Origin of the sequence: Natrinema pellirubrum DSM 15624, assembly GCF_000230735.2 — an archaeon.
In the GTDB taxonomy this organism is placed as follows: Archaea; Halobacteriota; Halobacteria; order Halobacteriales; family Natrialbaceae; genus Natrinema; species Natrinema pellirubrum.
On record NC_019962.1, the window covers coordinates 1,513,967 to 1,528,546 of the forward strand.

The window sequence follows — 14,580 nt, forward strand, 5'->3', positions numbered from 1 at the left end:
TGTCGTCACGACCTCGAGAAACGGCGTTAATTCGATGATGACGACCGAAAAAGCCGGTGCTGGAGTCGGCATCCGAGAGACGACCGATCGGTTCACGCGTTAGTGTGTCGGCCGAGCGGACGGATCCCTGCGCGCAGAGACAGCGACCGATATCGATACTCGAGTGTACCGGACCTGATCCATCGGGTACAGAGACGTAACGGCCTACTACTGCTGAACAGGTATTCTGACCCCGCCCAGAACACGTCGGTATTCCAAAACCTATTAATGTGGCGGTGTGGCCGTAGTCGGCAATGGATCAGACCCACCATATAGCGGCAGATGCTGATGCGGTACACGAACGGATCGTCGCCGGTATCGCGGCGCTCGAGGGAGCCGACCCGACGGCGTTACCGCCGCTTTTCGACGCAGTCGACCCCGACGCGCTCGCGGCGCTTTTCGCGACCACCGAATCGGGCAATCGCCGGGCCGGTCACGTCGGCTTCACGTACGCGGGCCACGAGGTCCGTGTCGAGTTCGACGAACGCGGTGACCCCGTCGTGACGATCGATTGACCACGGCTCTCGACGTGACGACCGCCCGATCGGATCGCCGCTCTATTGCGACGCGGTTCCGTTCGAACGAAGACTAATGGATCGTCGGCGGATAGCTCCCCGCAATGACACGACTCGACCGGCTCACCGTGTATCCGGTGAAGGGACTGGACGGCATCGACCTCGAGGCGACCGATGTCCTCACTGGTGGCACGCTCGCTCACGACAGGGAGTTCGCCCTGTTCGACGCCGACGGTGAGGTCATAAACGGCAAGCGGACCGACCGGGTCCACGACCTCGAGACCGATTTCGAGCCGGCGACGGCGATGCTTTCGGTCACGGCACCGGACGGCGAGCGCCGGCAGTTCGACCTCGAGACGGACCGCGAGGCCGCCGCGGACTGGTTCGGTGACTTCTTCGACGCGGAGCTGTCGCTCGAGCGCGACGAATCGCTGGGGTTCGTCGACCGCCGCGAGATGGGGCCATCGGTCATCAGCACGGCGACGCTCGAGACCGTCGCCTCGTGGTTCGACGGGATGACCGTCGACGGCGCACGGTGGCGGCTCAGGGCCAACGTCGAGATCGGCGGCGTCGGCCCCTTCTGGGAGGATCGCTTCGTCGGCGAGGACGCCCCGGCGTTCGAGATCGGCGACGTCCGCTTCGAGGGAGTCACGCCCTGTGGCCGCTGTGTCGTCCCCCAGCGTGATCCCGACACCGGCGAGCCGACCGACGAGTTCCGACGGCGGTTCGTCCAACGGCGCGAGGAAACGTTCCCCGACTGGGCCGACCGGGACGCGTTCGATCACTACTACACGCTGATGATCATCACGCGCGTTCCCGAGCGCGACCGCGGCCGCGCTCTGGCGGTCGGTGATCCGGTCGAAACCCGCCGTCAGTGATCGATGCCGGGCCGCTGGAACGTCGTCTCGGCGTCCGATCGACCGCCGGTTCCCGACTCGAGGGCCGCCTCAAGTTCAGTCGCGGCCAGCAGTTCGTTGCGGTCGGGCTCGCCGGGGCGATAGAAGTAGTAGGTGTCCGCACAGCCGGCGACCAGCTCCGAGAGCGGCCGGTCCTCGTCGTGGACTACCGAGACGAGGTCGCCGGTCACTGCGATCAGGACTGCGTCGTCGGGTTTGTAGAGGGCGTCCCGAAGCTCGCTCACGGTACTGTCGTCCGGTAGCTCGAGGGTGACGCCGTCGACGGTCGCCCAGCGCGTCTCCATGTGGGACCGTTCGGAGCGGACTTGCTATACGATTGTGCGCGCAGAACCATGCTCGGGCCGAATTCGGGTCCGGGAGCCGGATCGATTCCCCGGACGGCCAGTGCGATAAAGTAGGGGCGACGAGAGGGTCGATGTGATGTCCGAGCGGACGGAGGCGGCGATCGATACCCTCGAGTTCGTGACCCGGTCGCCGAGCAGAGTCCGAATCCTCGAGCGACTCGACGCCGAGGGGTCGGTCTCGCGGGACGCGCTGTCGGCCGAGGTCGACGTCGTGCGGACGACGCTGAGTCGGAGCCTGTCCGCGCTGGTCGACCGGGGGTTGATCCGCGAACGGGGGCAACGCTACGAGATCACGGCGGCCGGAGCGCTGGTCGCCGACGGGGTGACCGCGGCGCTGGAACGGACCGACGCGGCGATCCGCCTGCGGCCGGTCCTCGAGCGACTCGACGAGGAGTGGCTCGGTGTCGATCCCGACAGGCTGACGGACGCGACGGTGGTCGAGGCCACGATGGCGAACCCGTACGCGCCGGTTACCCACCACGCGACGACGCTGGCCGAGGCCGATCGCGTGCGGGCGGTGTTGCCGGCGGCCGGCGCCGACCCGCTCGAGGCCTCGACGGAGGCGATCGAGAACGGCGCGAAGTTCGAGATGCTACTTGCGGAACCGGTCGTGGAGAGCGTCCGGACGGACCCGACACTCGCCGCCGCGTTCGAGTCGATCGTCGACCAGCCGTCCGTCTCCGTGTCCGTCGTCGATCGGGACGTTCCCGTCTATCTGGGCGTCGTCGACCGGGCCGTCCAGATCGGCGTCCACGACGACACCGGCCTGCCAACGGCGCTGCTCGAGTCGACGGACGACCGCCTCAGGGAGTGGGCGATAGCGCGGTTCGATGCCCTCAAGCAGGGGGCGCGGCCGTTCGACCCGGACCCGTAGGCGGACTCGGGCGACGACGGCCGGCGCGAGCTGTGCATGGCATGCACACGGTGTACGGAGTACACTGATATCCACGGCACCCATTCGTTCGACCGCGGTAGGTGGATTGACGACCGCGCTGACGGCCCACGGATGGGGGAGTACGCTGTAGACGGGCCGTACCGACCGACTGGCAACCCACCGATCGGCGACGCCTGCTCGTGAGCGACCGCCGATCGGCCACGCACTTTCGATACTGACTCGATGGTCTCGAGCGACGGCTGGCGCGATCGGTTCAGGAAACGCTTAGTCGGTCGCGAACGGTAGTCCGACTGTGAGCGAGAACCGCGTCGTTCAGGGGCGAATGGTGACGGCAGGAAAACTCGCGGAACTGATCGAAGGCGAGTCGGTGATGGAGGTCGACTCGATCGAGGAGGCCGACGAGCCGTGTCCGGACTGCGGGGGCAACGCGTTGAAGGTGGTGTACATGCCCTCCGTGACCGAACTCGTTACCGGCTGGAAGTGCCAGGACTGCGACTGGAGCGAGACGGACCGGGACTAGGCCCGGGACCGACCGGTCGACGGGACACTGCAGCTATCGACGATGGCTCCGTGAGCCGTATCCCGGCTCGAAAATCAGGGGTCGAACGCGTTACTGGTCGCTGTTTGCGAGTCCCGAGACCGGGGACGCGCCCGCGACGATCGCCCCGGTCGAGAGGATTGCGGCCGAGAGGACGACGAAGTCCGCGCCCGGCGAGTAGCCGGCCAGTCCGGCGCCCGCCTGGACGATGAACACGGTGACGAAGAAACTGAGGACGGCGAAGAGGAGCATGACCAACGCCGTGATGATACTTGCGGCTAAGATGCCGAACGAATCGAGTACACCCATGTTTTTCCTGCAAGCCACGGCAGCCGAATAAACGTTGGGACGTAGCTCGAGGCGCTGTTTCGTTAAGCGTGAAAAGTGAGGCGGCATGATTTTGTGGTGTCCATGCCAAAAATCGACCGCCTCAGCGGGTGTAGCGACTGGATCGATTTGAGTTTTGTGGAGCGAGAGCGGACACCACAACAGCTGATGGAACTCGGTATTCGACTTCATCTTGCTGGTCTCTCGCTTTCGAATACCGTTCGAGAGTTAGAGAAATTTGGTGTCGAACGCAGTCGGAAGGCAGTCCACGATTGGGTTCACAAGTGCGATCTACAGCCGGTAGATAACGCAAAGCCGAATCACGTCGCGCTCGACGAGACGGTGATTCAACTTGATGAACATCGATATTGGCTGTACACTGCGGTCGATCCAGAAACAAACAAGATACTCCATATTCGGCTGTATTCGACGACTACGACCGCATTGACAGAACGGTTCCTGCACGAACTCACTGAGAAACATGACCTCGACGATGCCGTGTTTCTCGTCGATGGAGCAAAACATCTCCAGACTGCACTCCGCCGATCTGGGCTTCGATTTCGATACGAAAAACATGGAAATCGGAACGCTGCTGAACGTGTCTTTCGTGATATAAAACGCCGTACCTCTTCGTTCTCAAATTGTTTTAGTCACGCAAAACCGTCAACCGCAGAATCGTGGCTCCAAGCCTTCGCCGTTTGGCACAATGCTACAAACTAAACACGACCTAGCTCGAGGGGCTGTCGATCCGCCCGGGACAGGCATGGTGTCCCCTCGACCGGCGAACCGGTCACCAAACCAGCCACTCGAGGGCGAGGACGACGGCCGCGAGGAAGACGTGTTCGCCGTCGACGACGAAGCCGTAGTAGAGGGGACCCCGATCGGGCGTCGCGAAGGGGATGTAGGTACAGACGTAGGCGTTCATCGCGAGGACCGCGAGGAACTCGCCGGAGACGACGCCGCTGACGACGCCGCCGACGACCGCCGCCGCGACGGCTGCGGTCGCCAGCAGCGACAGCTGGCGCGTCCGAGCCGGTCCGAACAGGTTCGGTACCGTCGGGATCCCTTCGGCGCGGTCGCCCTCGATGTCTTTCACATCGAAGACCACCGCGGCGATGGTGATCATGACGGTCACGTAGGTGGCCAGAAACAGGATCTCGGGGGCAAACACCCGTCCGTAGTAGTAGCCGACGCCCAGCGGGATCGCACCCCAGGCGAACCCGACGACGAGGTTCTTCACCAGGAAGACCTGCTTGATCCCGCCGACGGAGTACAACAGGACGACCGCGAGCGGAAGAACCAGATAGTGTGCGCCCGAGAGCCCGAGCGCGATGGCAACCGCGACCGCGACGACGTAGAGGCCGACCCCGATCGGAAGCCAGTACCGGCCGTACCGCTTCGTAAACGCCGCACGCCGCGGGACGTTTTGCTCGTCCTCCGCGAGGTCGGTAAACCGGTTGACCGTGTAGACGAACATCGTCGCCGCGAAGACGATGAAGACCGGCAGCGCCTCGAGGGGCAGGTCCGCGAGCCGTGTCGTCGTCACGACGACGCTGACCGTCGCCAGCGAGATAAAGAGGTTACTGTGGACCAGGAATCGGGCCACGGCGGCGAGCGACGACGCCCAACTCGAGGGACGCCGGGTCGCGGTGGGATTCGTCACAGCGGTGTTCGTCTCGACCGTTAGGAGAGCCGAGGGTTGAATGCTGTGCCAAGGGCGTGCCGGCCGGCGGGTTGAAAATCGACCAGTCGTGCCGAGGCTTCGGGTCGGAGTTCGAACGTGTCCCCCCGTAGACGGTCAGTTCAGTTGAGAACCCACACAAAGAAGGGGACTGAAACGACGGTCGGGGGAATCCGGCGGCAGTGTCGTTAATGCACGTCGATGGATCACCCGTGGCGAGTGGAAACTGGCAGGATTTAAGCAAGGCCGGAACGGCCGTTCGAATGGTATGAAATTACACGAGTACCAGGCGAAGCAGGTCTTCGCCGATGCCGGGGTACCGACGCCGGACTCGCAGCTCGCGTCCGACGTCGACGGCGTCGTCGCCGCGGCCGAGGAGATCGGCTATCCAGTCGCGGTCAAGGCGCAAGTACAGGTCGGCGGCCGGGGGAAGGCCGGCGGAATCAAACTCGCCGAGGACGAGGACGAGGCCCGCGAGGCTGCCGAGTCTATCCTCGGGATGGACCTGAAGGGCTACCACGTGGACCGCGTTCTCGTCGAGGAAGCGGTCGACTTCGTGAACGAACTCTACGTCGGGATCACGATGGACCGCGGCGAGGGCAAACCAGTCGCGATGGTCTCGACCAAGGGCGGGGTCAACATCGAAGAGGTCGCCGAGGAGGACCCCGAGGCGATCGCCCGCGAACACATCGACCCCGCGTTCGGGATGCATCCCTACCAGGCCCGCAAGGCCGTCTACGACGCCGGCGTCGACCAGTCGATCGCGCGTGACGTCTCGAGCGTCCTGACGACGCTGTACGAACTCTGGGACGAGAAAGACGGCGCCGACGCCGAGATCAACCCGCTGATGGTCACCAGCGATAACGAGGTCATCGCGGCCGACGCCGTGATGAACATCGACGAGGATGCGCTGTTCCGCCAGCCCGAACTCGCCGAGATGGAAGAGGAAGCGGCCGGCGGCGACGAACTCGAGCAGAAGGCCGACGAGTACGGCTTCGACTACGTCCGACTCGACGGCAACGTCGGCATCATCGGCAACGGTGCCGGGCTCGTGATGACGACGCTGGATCTGGTCGACTACTACGGCGGCGAACCCGCCAACTTCCTCGACGTGGGCGGCGGCGCGAAGGCCGCCCGCATCGCGAACGCGCTCGATATGGTCTTCTCCGACGACAACGTCGACTCGGTCGTCTTCAATATCTTCGGCGGCATCACGCGCGGCGACGAGGTCGCCCGCGGGATCAACGAGGCCCTAGAGCAGTTCGACGAGATCCCCAAGCCGGTCGTCGTCCGACTGGCCGGCACCAACTGGGAGGAAGGCATGGAGATTCTGAACGAGGACCTCGTGACGGTCGATCAGACCCTCGAGGGTGCGGTCCAGCGTGCTGTCGAATACGCTGACGAGGTGAACGAACAATGAGCGTACTAGTCGACGACGACACGCGCGTCGTGGTACAGGGCATCACCGGCGGGGAAGGCAAGTTCCACGCCGAACAGATGATGGAGTACGGCACCAACGTCGTCGCCGGCGCGGTCCCCGGCAAGGGCGGCCAGGAGGCCGCCGGCGTCCCCGTCTACGACACGGTCCACGAAGCGGTCGAGGAGGAGAACGCCGACACCTCGGTCATCTTCGTCCCGCCGGCGTTCGCCGGCGACGCCGTCTTCGAATCGCTCGACGCCGATCTCGACCTCGCGGTCGCGATCACGGAGGGCATCCCGACCCAGGACATGGCGCGAGTCAACAAGCGCCTCTCCGAGACCGACACCCGTCTCATCGGGCCGAACTGTCCCGGCCTCATCACGCCCGGCGAGGCCAAACTCGGCATCCTGCCGGGGAACATCTTCTCCGAGGGGAACGTCGGTCTGGTCTCCCGCTCGGGGACCCTGACCTACCAGGTCGTCGACAGCCTGACCAACCGCGGCATCGGTCAGACCACCGCCATCGGCATCGGCGGCGACCCGATCATCGGCACCGACTTCGTCGACGCCCTCGAACTGTTCGAGAACGACCCCGACACCGACGCCATCGTCATGTGCGGTGAGATCGGTGGCGAAGACGAGGAGGAAGCGGCCGCGTTCATCGGCGAGAACGTCGACACGCCGGTCGCTGGCTTCATCGCCGGCCGCACCGCGCCCCCGGGCAAGCGGATGGGCCACGCCGGCGCGATCGTCTCCGGCTCCGGCACCGGGACCGCCGAGAGCAAGATCTCGGCGCTCAACGACGCCGGCGTCCCCGTCGGTGACACCCCCGAGGAAGTCGCCGACCACATCGAAGGCTTCCTCGACTAACGCCGTCGGCCCCCGCGTCGGTCCGTGACCGGCGTGGTGACTCTCTCTTTGCGTTCTTCTCTTCGTGTCGCGATCGACCAGCTCGAGTGTCGACTGCAGTCGAATTCCTGCAGTAGCTTCAGACTGATGGGCCCCGCAGTCACGGCTATGCCGGTCTGGATCGAATGCGACGACTGCGGCCTCGAAGGGACGATCCCCGAGCGAGACGTCGTACCCGGCGGCGGGACGCGCTGCCCGTCGTGTGGCGAGCGGACGTTTTCGGTTCGACGGGCGGAACTCGACTGGCATCCCGATCCGTAACGGTCGGTTCGCTCGAGGCCGGCTTCCGATCCGAAAAAGGGGACGATCCGCCGGACCGTGCAGGCGAAGCGACGGCAGCGAGCGATCAGAACAACCCGTTCAGCGCCGACCGGAGCCGGGAGAGCGGTCCGCTCGAGCTGTCGGACTCCGTCGTCGATCCGTCGTCCTCGGCCGTGGATTCGTCGGCGTCGTCCGTCGGACCGTCGCCCTCGTTCGCGGCGGTATCCCGGTCGTCGGTCCCGAGAGAGGGGATCGCGTCGGGCACATCGTCGGCGTGGGTCGCGGTCCCCTCGAGGCCGTCAGCGAGGTCGGGGTCGGCACCGTTCTCGGCGTCGCTCTCGCTCGTGGCGGTATTGGCGCCAGCGTCCTCGAGGGGGGCCTCGGTCTCGGTGTCCGCCGGCGATACCGCGCCGTCGGCGTCCGAACTCGTGTCGTCTGTCCCGGGAGCCGAGTCGCCCTCGGACGACGGTTCGGATTCGATGGGCACCGTGGCGTCGGGCTCGTCCTCGATGCACGTGTCCGTCTCCGGATCGGTCGACGCATCGTCGAACTCGAGGGCCGTGTCTGCCCCGGTCTCGGACTCGTCCGCCGTGCCGTCGGCAGCTCCCGGTTCGGCTGCGCCGTCGGGTTCAGACGCGGCTCCCTTATCGTCGACCGCATCGCCGAAGACGTCGTCGAGGTCCGTCCCGCCGGCTTCCCAGGCCGGTGTCGACTCCGTATCCGACGCCGACTGGGAACCAGCAGTCGCCGTCGACTCCCCCGAGCCATCGGGATCGACCCAGTGGAACTCGCCCTCGCCGTCGGTCGAGCGGCCGGTCAGCAGGAGGTCCGTGAGTTCGTCGTCGTCGGCCAGCAGCGCGTCGTCGATCGTTTCCGTCTCCGGCTCGGGGTCGTTCGCGCTCGCGATGATATCGTCCGGACTCTCGTCGGCGAGGATGTCGTCGCTCCCACCCACGTCGGCGTCGTCTCGGAGTTGATCGAAGACATCCGCCGCCGTCCGGTCCTCGGCGGCGTCGATTCCGGACGCGTGTTCGTCGCCTGACTCGGCTGCCGCCTCGAGGTCTCCGAGGTGGTCGTCGGCGTTCGAGCCCGTCTCGAACGCGCCCTCGCCCGGAGTGATGTCCGTCGTACTATCGTACATACGCTCGCTCTCTATCAATGGATTATCACGCGACTTTAATTTTTGGAATTTTTTCAGTCACGGCGGACGATATTGCTGTCGGATTACTCTACTGGCCGTCGGGAGCGTCTGACGGATACGGAGTTGACAATTGTTCAGTAAAACGCCGATTCGGATTCCGGTTCGAAGAATCAGGGGTTCGGAGTGATCGGCGTAGAGTCGGCCGTCCCTTCGCCGTCGGCGAATCGGTACAATACCTATTACTCGAGCCGATGTATGCTGGTCGGTACCACGACTGAGATCGAGGACGACGACTTCCTCGACCGCGCGTACGAACCGTCGGCGACGGACCTGGTCTGTCGGTTCCGCCTCGAGCCCGCTGTGGGCCTGTCGATGGTCGGCTATGTTCCGTCATAAAACCAGACATTTGTCTAGAATTTAGGAAAATTATTATAGATGTAGTTTCGATTGGTTTTCATGGCTTATAGACGATCACGGCGCGGTGGGGTTCTCTCACCGGTCACCGTTCTCACGACGGTGACGGCCGCGCTGATCGCCGGCGTGGCTCTCGGTGGCGTGTTACACGCGACTGGGAACCTTCGAACGGTCGCCGCCGTCTACGGACTCGAGGGGGTCGTCAACGAGTGGACGCTCGTGTTCGGGCACAGCGTCCTCGCCGCTGGGCCGTTCGTCGCGCTCGTGAACCGCCTGCGGATGGGACGGCGCGTTCCGCGTCCGCTCGCGGAGAGCTATCGGAACCCGTTCCTCTGTGCCTGCCTGGGGACTGCGTACGGCGTCGTACTGTGGGTCGCCATCATCGCCTACGGAGCGCCGTTCGTGTTCGGACTCGTCACCGCGACCGCGTCTCCGGTGCCGCACCGACACTGGGGCGCGTTCTATGCGCTGCTCGTGTTCGGAGCGGTCTGTGGTGCGTGGTATCCGCTGCTCCGGGAGTTCTTCGAAGACCGCCAGTAGTCGTCGACCGTCGGGTCGGACCAGATTTCGCGTGATCGCCCTCCGGTTCGGTGGCCGGATCAGGTCCGGTCGACGAAGTCGACGATGCGGTCGGCGATCTCCTCGCCGGCGTCTTCCTGCAGGAAGTGCGCCGCCTCGTCGATCCAGACGTCGGGCTGGTCGCTCGCGGTCGGGAGCAGTCCGCGTAGCGGATCGCGGTTGTCGGCGGTGATCGGGTCTTCCGTCGCGAACAGGACGAACGCGGGTTTCTCCCACGCCGCGAGTCGGTCCCGCGCGTCGGCGAACAGATCGGCGCCGGGATCGTCGGGCGACTGCGGGACGAGGCCGGGGAACGTCCGCGCGCCGGCCATGTATCGCTCGTCGGGAAACGGCGCGCGGTAGGCGTCGATCACGTCCTCGGAGAGGTCTCGATAGCAGCCGTTCGCGACCAGTTCGCCGATATCGAGGTCCTCGGCGGTGGCGACCATCTCGGCGAACGCGTGCCAGGTGTCGGTCATCTCCTGGGTCCCGTCGGGGAGGCCGGTGTTCATCGGCACGAGGCGGGCGAACCGTTCGGACTGGTTGGCCGCGAGCGCGAGACCGAGCAGGCCGCCCCAGTCCTGACAGACCAACATGATATTCGTTAACTCGAGTTCCTCGACGAACGTCCGGAGCGCGTCGTAGTGCATCTCGACGGTGTAGTCGTCGCGGTCCTCGTACCGGTCCGAGCGGCCACAGCCGATCAGGTCGGGAACGACGACGCGGCCGCGCTCGGCCAGCGTCGGTATCATCTTGCGGTAGAGAAACGACCACGTGGGCTCGCCGTGCAGACAGAGAAAGGTCTCCTCGGCATCGCCGCTGCCCTCGCTGCCGCCCGTTTCCACGTACGCCATGTCCAACTCGCCGACGTCGACGTACTGGGGTTCGTAGTCGAAGTCCGGTACGTCCTCGAAGTGTTCCTCAGAGATACTAACAACCATACTGCATGACACCATGCAACACTATACAAAAGTTGGGAAATCGACGTGAACGCTGCGGTCGCTGTTGCGCTCGGACAGCGTCATCGATCCGACGCGGGCCGTCCCGTCGGAGTGGGACCGATCGGTCGTTGACCGACTTCTGCCCGCGACGACGTCCCGAAACCACTGCCGAATAACGACAAAACACTTACCAGTTCCGTCTGCAGGAACGGTCATGCGCCGCCCGCGCCGCTCCCTCCTCGCTGCGATCGGTAGCATGGCACTCGCCGGCTGTCTCGCCGGTGACGACGAGTCGCCCGCGAACGACTCGAGTCCGGACGACGACCTCACGCCGCTTCCGGACGATGACCGGACGCTCCCACCGTCGGGAACCGACCCCAACGGCTATCCCGACTACGACGTCGATCGGCTCGTCGCGTTCGACGAGATCGACCCCGGGGAGACCGCGATCTACCTCGAGCCGTCGGCCGCGTCGATCACCGAGTCCGAGCGACTGACGTTCACGCTGTTCAACGAGTCAAGCAGCGGATTCTCGTACAACCCGTACGCGTGGCAACTCCACAAACGCGTCGACGGCCGCTGGCACTACGTCGCGCCACGGGGGGTAAACGAGCCGGCACACACCCTCGAACCGGGCGACAACTTCGCCTGGGACCTCACCGTCGATAACGATGGGATCGAGGACGGGCGATCGATCCGCGGCCACGGCGTCGCCGGACCCGATCCGATCGCCGGTCTCGGTGGCGGCGAGTACGTCTTCGGCACCGACGTGGACTTCGACGACGGTCCCGCCGACGGCTCGGTCGGGTTCTGTGCCCGATTCGACCTCGAGACCGACTCCCTGTCGCTGACGACGACGGACGCGATCACGAGCGTCGAGTGGGAGGGCGACGTCCTCGTTGCGAGTTCGGGTCGTGTGGCTCCCGAGGACGATGACGCACGACTGGGTGCGTACGAACTCGTCCGGACGAACGACGACGTGGAGGGAACCGAACTGATCACGGAAACGCTCCTGCGGAACGATCAGTTACGGGACGCCATCGTGTTGGCCCGCGAGTACGACGCCGACCGGGTTCGACTCGAGGAGTACAACGCTGTGATGCCGATATTCGGAGTCGACGACATCCGCTACTACCACTACGACGGCGAGACGTACGCGATCTCGGCGCGAGTCATTGACGACGACTGAGACGGGTTACTGTGGGTCGTTTCCGGCGCAACCGCGACCTTGGCGGCGGTTGCGCCCCGGAAAATCGTTCCAGCAATCCGGACGAGCGGCCCACCGATCGGTCGCGTCGCTCCGAGGGGAGGGCGTACGTTTCACCCACGGTGAGAATCCACAATCATTATAGTCTCGTCAACCACTATTCGAATCGTGGTTTACGAGACTGGAAACGAGACGGTCGACGACGCACTCGAGCGGGTCATGGCCGGCGAACGCCTCGATCGGACCGACGGGCTCGCGCTGATGGCCCAGCCGACCGACGCGCTCGCCGAGGCCGGTGCCGCCGTGCGGGATCACTTCGGCGACGGCACGGTCGACGCCTGCTCGATCGTCAACGCGAAGGCGGGCAACTGCGCGGAGGACTGTGGCTTCTGCGCGCAGTCGGTCCACTTCGACACCGGTATCGACACCTACGGCTTCCTCGGGCCCGAGAAGGTCCTCGAGGCCGCAAAGCGGGCCGAACGCGACGGTGCCCAGCGCTTCGGCATCGTCGTCGCCGAGAAGGGGGTCTCGAAGGAACACCGCCCCGACGAGTGGGAAGAGGTCCTCGAGTCGATCCGCCTCGTCCGCGACGAGTGCGACCTCGAGGTCGACGCTTCCCTCGGGATACTCACCGAGGAGGAGGCCGCGATCCTCGCCGAGGAGGGGATCAACCACTACAATCACAACATCGAGACCTCCCCGAACTACTTCCCCGAGATCGTCGATTCCCACAGCTTCGAGGATCGGGTACAGACCCTCGAGGTCGCCAAGGAGGCCGGGATGGACCTCTGTGCGGGCGTGATACTCGGGATGGGCGAGACGCCGACAGACCGCGTCGAGGCCGCGATCGCCCTGCAGGACATCGGGATCTCCTCGCTGCCAGTCAACGTCCTCAACCCGGTCGCGGGGACGCCGCTGGCCGAGCAGGGGGTCGACATCACGACCGAAGAGATCGTCAAGACGGTCGCGGTCTACAAACTGCTGCATCCCGACTCGCGGGTCCGCCTGACCGGCGGCCGCGAGGTCAACCTCGAGCCCGACGAGCAGCACCTGCCGCTCGAGGCCGGCGCGGACGGCATCCTGACTGGCGACTACCTCACGACGGAGGGGCAATCCCCCGGCGACGACATCGAGATCATCGAGCGTGCGGGACTCGAGCCCAACCGGGGAACCAACGAGTTCGACCCCGACGAAGTCAAGGCCCGCCACAGCGGGGCCGCCGACTCCTCGAGTGAAACGGCGAGTACGGGCGCGGAACCGAGCGACGACTAACGACACGACGAATTCAGCACATCGACACCTATGGACGAAATCACGTTTGCGGTACTCGGAACCGGAGGCATCGGCCGACGAGCGCTCGAAGTGAGCCAGCACAAGGACGCGCTGACCCCCGTCGCGGCGTGTGACCGCCACGGCGTCGCCGTCGACTTCGACGGCCTCGACGTGGACGAGTTGCTGGCCGCGACGGAAGGGAATATAGACAGCGAGCCGCGAAGCGGCTCGGAAGAGTCGAGCGGCGATGAGCCGCGAGACAACGAGGTCGCGACCGACGGCGGCACGGGTACGACCGCAGCCGAAAGCGGCGTCAAACAACACGGCGAGCAGAAAGGTGTCGTCGCCTCGAGCCAGGCACGACCCAGCGAGGGCCCTATTCAGGAGATCATCGACCACGGCGACCGGATCGACGCGGTCCTGCTGGCTCTGCCGAACTACGAACACGACTTCATCCCGCGGACCGCCGACCGGTTCGCCGAGGGCGGCTACGCCGGCGTCATGATCGACGTCCTCAAGCGTTCGCGCGTGATCGACATGCTCGACGACCGCAGCGACGAGTTCGAGGAGAGCGGTATCACGTTCATCTGCGGGGCGGGCGCGACTCCCGGCCTGCTGACCGGCGCGGCCGCGCTGGCCGCCCAGTCGTTCGTCGAGGTCACCGACGTCGACATCCACTGGGGTGTCGGCCTCAAATCGGGGTACGAGGACAACCGCGGCACCGTCCGCGAGGACATCGCACACCTCCCCGAGTACGACATCGAGACCGCCCGCGATCTCTCCGACGCGGAGATCGAGGCCATCATCGACGACCACGACGGCGTCATCGAGTTCGAGGACATGGAACACGCCGACGACGTCCTGCTCGAGCGTGCGGGCGTCTGTGACGCCGAAGACGTCACCGTCGGCGGGATCCTCGACGTGCGCAACGACGAGAAGCCGACGACGACGACGGTCCGCGTGACCGGTCGCACCTTCGACGGCGAGACGGCGACCAACACCTTCCAGTTGGGCGACGAGACGAGTATGGAGGCAAACGTCAACGGGCCCGCGCTGGGGTATCTGAAAGCGGGCGTCCGGCGTAATCGCGCCGGCGAGTACGGCGTCTTCGGCCCTGCAGATCTACTGCCCGGCTTCTGAACGCCGGCTTTCGCTCCGACCGTTTTTATGACTGAAACGAGACGATTCCCGAGACTGCCGTG

Annotated in this window: 18 protein-coding genes; 13 read left to right on the top strand and 5 right to left on the bottom strand. The window is 65.2% G+C overall.

Translation table 11 applies throughout. The features are described 5' to 3' along the window. Positions 1-293: 293 nt before the first annotated feature. Together NATPE_RS07390 and NATPE_RS07395 are read left to right on the top strand one after the other, a co-directional pair. On the top strand, positions 294-554 hold the full coding sequence (locus NATPE_RS07390) for a HalOD1 output domain-containing protein (protein ID WP_006179360.1): 261 nt from the start codon (positions 294-296) through the stop codon (positions 552-554). A gap of 104 nt (positions 555-658) precedes the next feature. Further along, positions 659-1,432, top strand: a complete 774-nt coding sequence (locus NATPE_RS07395; protein ID WP_006179359.1) for an MOSC domain-containing protein — start codon at positions 659-661, stop codon at positions 1,430-1,432. On the opposite strand, the gene NATPE_RS07400 is transcribed toward NATPE_RS07395, so the two are convergent. Continuing rightward, positions 1,426-1,755, bottom strand: coding sequence for a hypothetical protein (locus tag NATPE_RS07400; protein WP_006179358.1), 330 nt, complete (start codon positions 1,753-1,755; stop codon positions 1,426-1,428). The two genes, NATPE_RS07395 and NATPE_RS07400, sit on opposite strands and share 7 nt — an antisense overlap. A gap of 136 nt (positions 1,756-1,891) precedes the next feature. On the opposite strand from NATPE_RS07400, the gene NATPE_RS07405 reads away from it, so the two are divergent. Continuing rightward, entirely contained in the window at positions 1,892-2,689 is a 798-nt protein-coding gene (locus tag NATPE_RS07405) for a helix-turn-helix transcriptional regulator (protein WP_006179357.1), read from the top strand. Between the two features lie 313 nt (positions 2,690-3,002). Then, positions 3,003-3,230 carry a DUF5795 family protein gene (locus NATPE_RS07410; protein WP_006179356.1) on the top strand — a complete coding sequence of 76 codons (228 nt, stop codon included), beginning with the start codon at positions 3,003-3,005 and terminating at the stop codon, positions 3,228-3,230. A 90-nt stretch (positions 3,231-3,320) separates the two neighbouring features. On the opposite strand, the gene NATPE_RS07415 is transcribed toward NATPE_RS07410, so the two are convergent. Further along, positions 3,321-3,557 carry a hypothetical protein gene (locus tag NATPE_RS07415; protein ID WP_006179355.1) on the bottom strand — a complete coding sequence of 79 codons (237 nt, stop codon included), beginning with the start codon at positions 3,555-3,557 and terminating at the stop codon, positions 3,321-3,323. Between the two features lie 102 nt (positions 3,558-3,659). On the opposite strand from NATPE_RS07415, the gene NATPE_RS21055 reads away from it, so the two are divergent. Further along, a complete protein-coding gene (locus NATPE_RS21055) occupies positions 3,660-4,295 on the top strand; it encodes an IS6-like element ISNpe4 family transposase (protein WP_015298873.1) in 636 nt (211 codons plus the stop codon). Between the two features lie 70 nt (positions 4,296-4,365). Here the strand turns inward: NATPE_RS21055 and NATPE_RS07425 are convergent, their stop codons facing one another. After that, complete coding sequence (locus tag NATPE_RS07425; RefSeq protein ID WP_006179353.1) at positions 4,366-5,238, bottom strand: UbiA family prenyltransferase; 873 nt, start codon at positions 5,236-5,238, stop codon at positions 4,366-4,368. A 286-nt stretch (positions 5,239-5,524) separates the two neighbouring features. Between NATPE_RS07425 and sucC the strand changes: the two genes are divergently transcribed. The 3 genes from sucC to NATPE_RS22625 all read left to right on the top strand — a co-directional run bounded on the left by sucC (position 5,525) and on the right by NATPE_RS22625 (position 7,845). Further along, positions 5,525-6,676, top strand: a complete 1,152-nt coding sequence (gene sucC, locus NATPE_RS07430; RefSeq protein WP_006179352.1) for an ADP-forming succinate--CoA ligase subunit beta — start codon at positions 5,525-5,527, stop codon at positions 6,674-6,676. Continuing rightward, complete coding sequence (gene sucD / locus NATPE_RS07435; RefSeq protein WP_006179351.1) at positions 6,673-7,545, top strand: succinate--CoA ligase subunit alpha; 873 nt, start codon at positions 6,673-6,675, stop codon at positions 7,543-7,545. Before sucC ends, sucD begins: the two co-directional genes overlap by 4 nt. Before the next feature lie 147 nt (positions 7,546-7,692). Then, complete coding sequence (locus NATPE_RS22625) at positions 7,693-7,845, top strand: hypothetical protein (RefSeq protein WP_015298875.1); 153 nt, start codon at positions 7,693-7,695, stop codon at positions 7,843-7,845. 85 nt (positions 7,846-7,930) lie between these two features. Here the strand turns inward: NATPE_RS22625 and NATPE_RS07440 are convergent, their stop codons facing one another. Further along, a complete protein-coding gene (locus NATPE_RS07440; RefSeq protein ID WP_006179349.1) occupies positions 7,931-8,986 on the bottom strand; it encodes a hypothetical protein in 1,056 nt (351 codons plus the stop codon). Positions 8,987-9,241: 255 nt separating this feature from the next. Here NATPE_RS07440 and NATPE_RS07445 point away from each other — a divergent pair, with 255 nt between their 5' ends. Next, entirely contained in the window at positions 9,242-9,382 is a 141-nt protein-coding gene (locus tag NATPE_RS07445) for a ribulose bisphosphate carboxylase type III (RefSeq protein ID WP_006179348.1), read from the top strand. Positions 9,383-9,442: 60 nt separating this feature from the next. Further along, the gene (locus NATPE_RS07450) at positions 9,443-9,940 is read left to right on the top strand and encodes a hypothetical protein (RefSeq protein WP_015298876.1); all 498 of its coding nucleotides are present in this window, start codon (positions 9,443-9,445) and stop codon (positions 9,938-9,940) included. A 59-nt stretch (positions 9,941-9,999) separates the two neighbouring features. Here the strand turns inward: NATPE_RS07450 and NATPE_RS07455 are convergent, their stop codons facing one another. Beyond that, the gene (locus NATPE_RS07455; RefSeq protein WP_006179346.1) at positions 10,000-10,899 is read right to left on the bottom strand and encodes a haloalkane dehalogenase; all 900 of its coding nucleotides are present in this window, start codon (positions 10,897-10,899) and stop codon (positions 10,000-10,002) included. Between the two features lie 214 nt (positions 10,900-11,113). Between NATPE_RS07455 and NATPE_RS07460 the strand changes: the two genes are divergently transcribed. From NATPE_RS07460 to NATPE_RS07470, 3 genes are all read left to right on the top strand, one after another. Then, the gene (locus NATPE_RS07460; protein WP_015298877.1) at positions 11,114-12,088 is read left to right on the top strand and encodes a hypothetical protein; all 975 of its coding nucleotides are present in this window, start codon (positions 11,114-11,116) and stop codon (positions 12,086-12,088) included. Between the two features lie 186 nt (positions 12,089-12,274). Continuing rightward, positions 12,275-13,378 (top strand): biotin synthase BioB, encoded by a 1,104-nt coding sequence (gene bioB / locus NATPE_RS07465; protein ID WP_006179344.1) that lies wholly within the window; start codon positions 12,275-12,277, stop codon positions 13,376-13,378. Between the two features lie 30 nt (positions 13,379-13,408). Continuing rightward, complete coding sequence (locus NATPE_RS07470; protein ID WP_006179343.1) at positions 13,409-14,518, top strand: hypothetical protein; 1,110 nt, start codon at positions 13,409-13,411, stop codon at positions 14,516-14,518. The last annotated feature ends 62 nt before the right edge of the window (positions 14,519-14,580 follow it).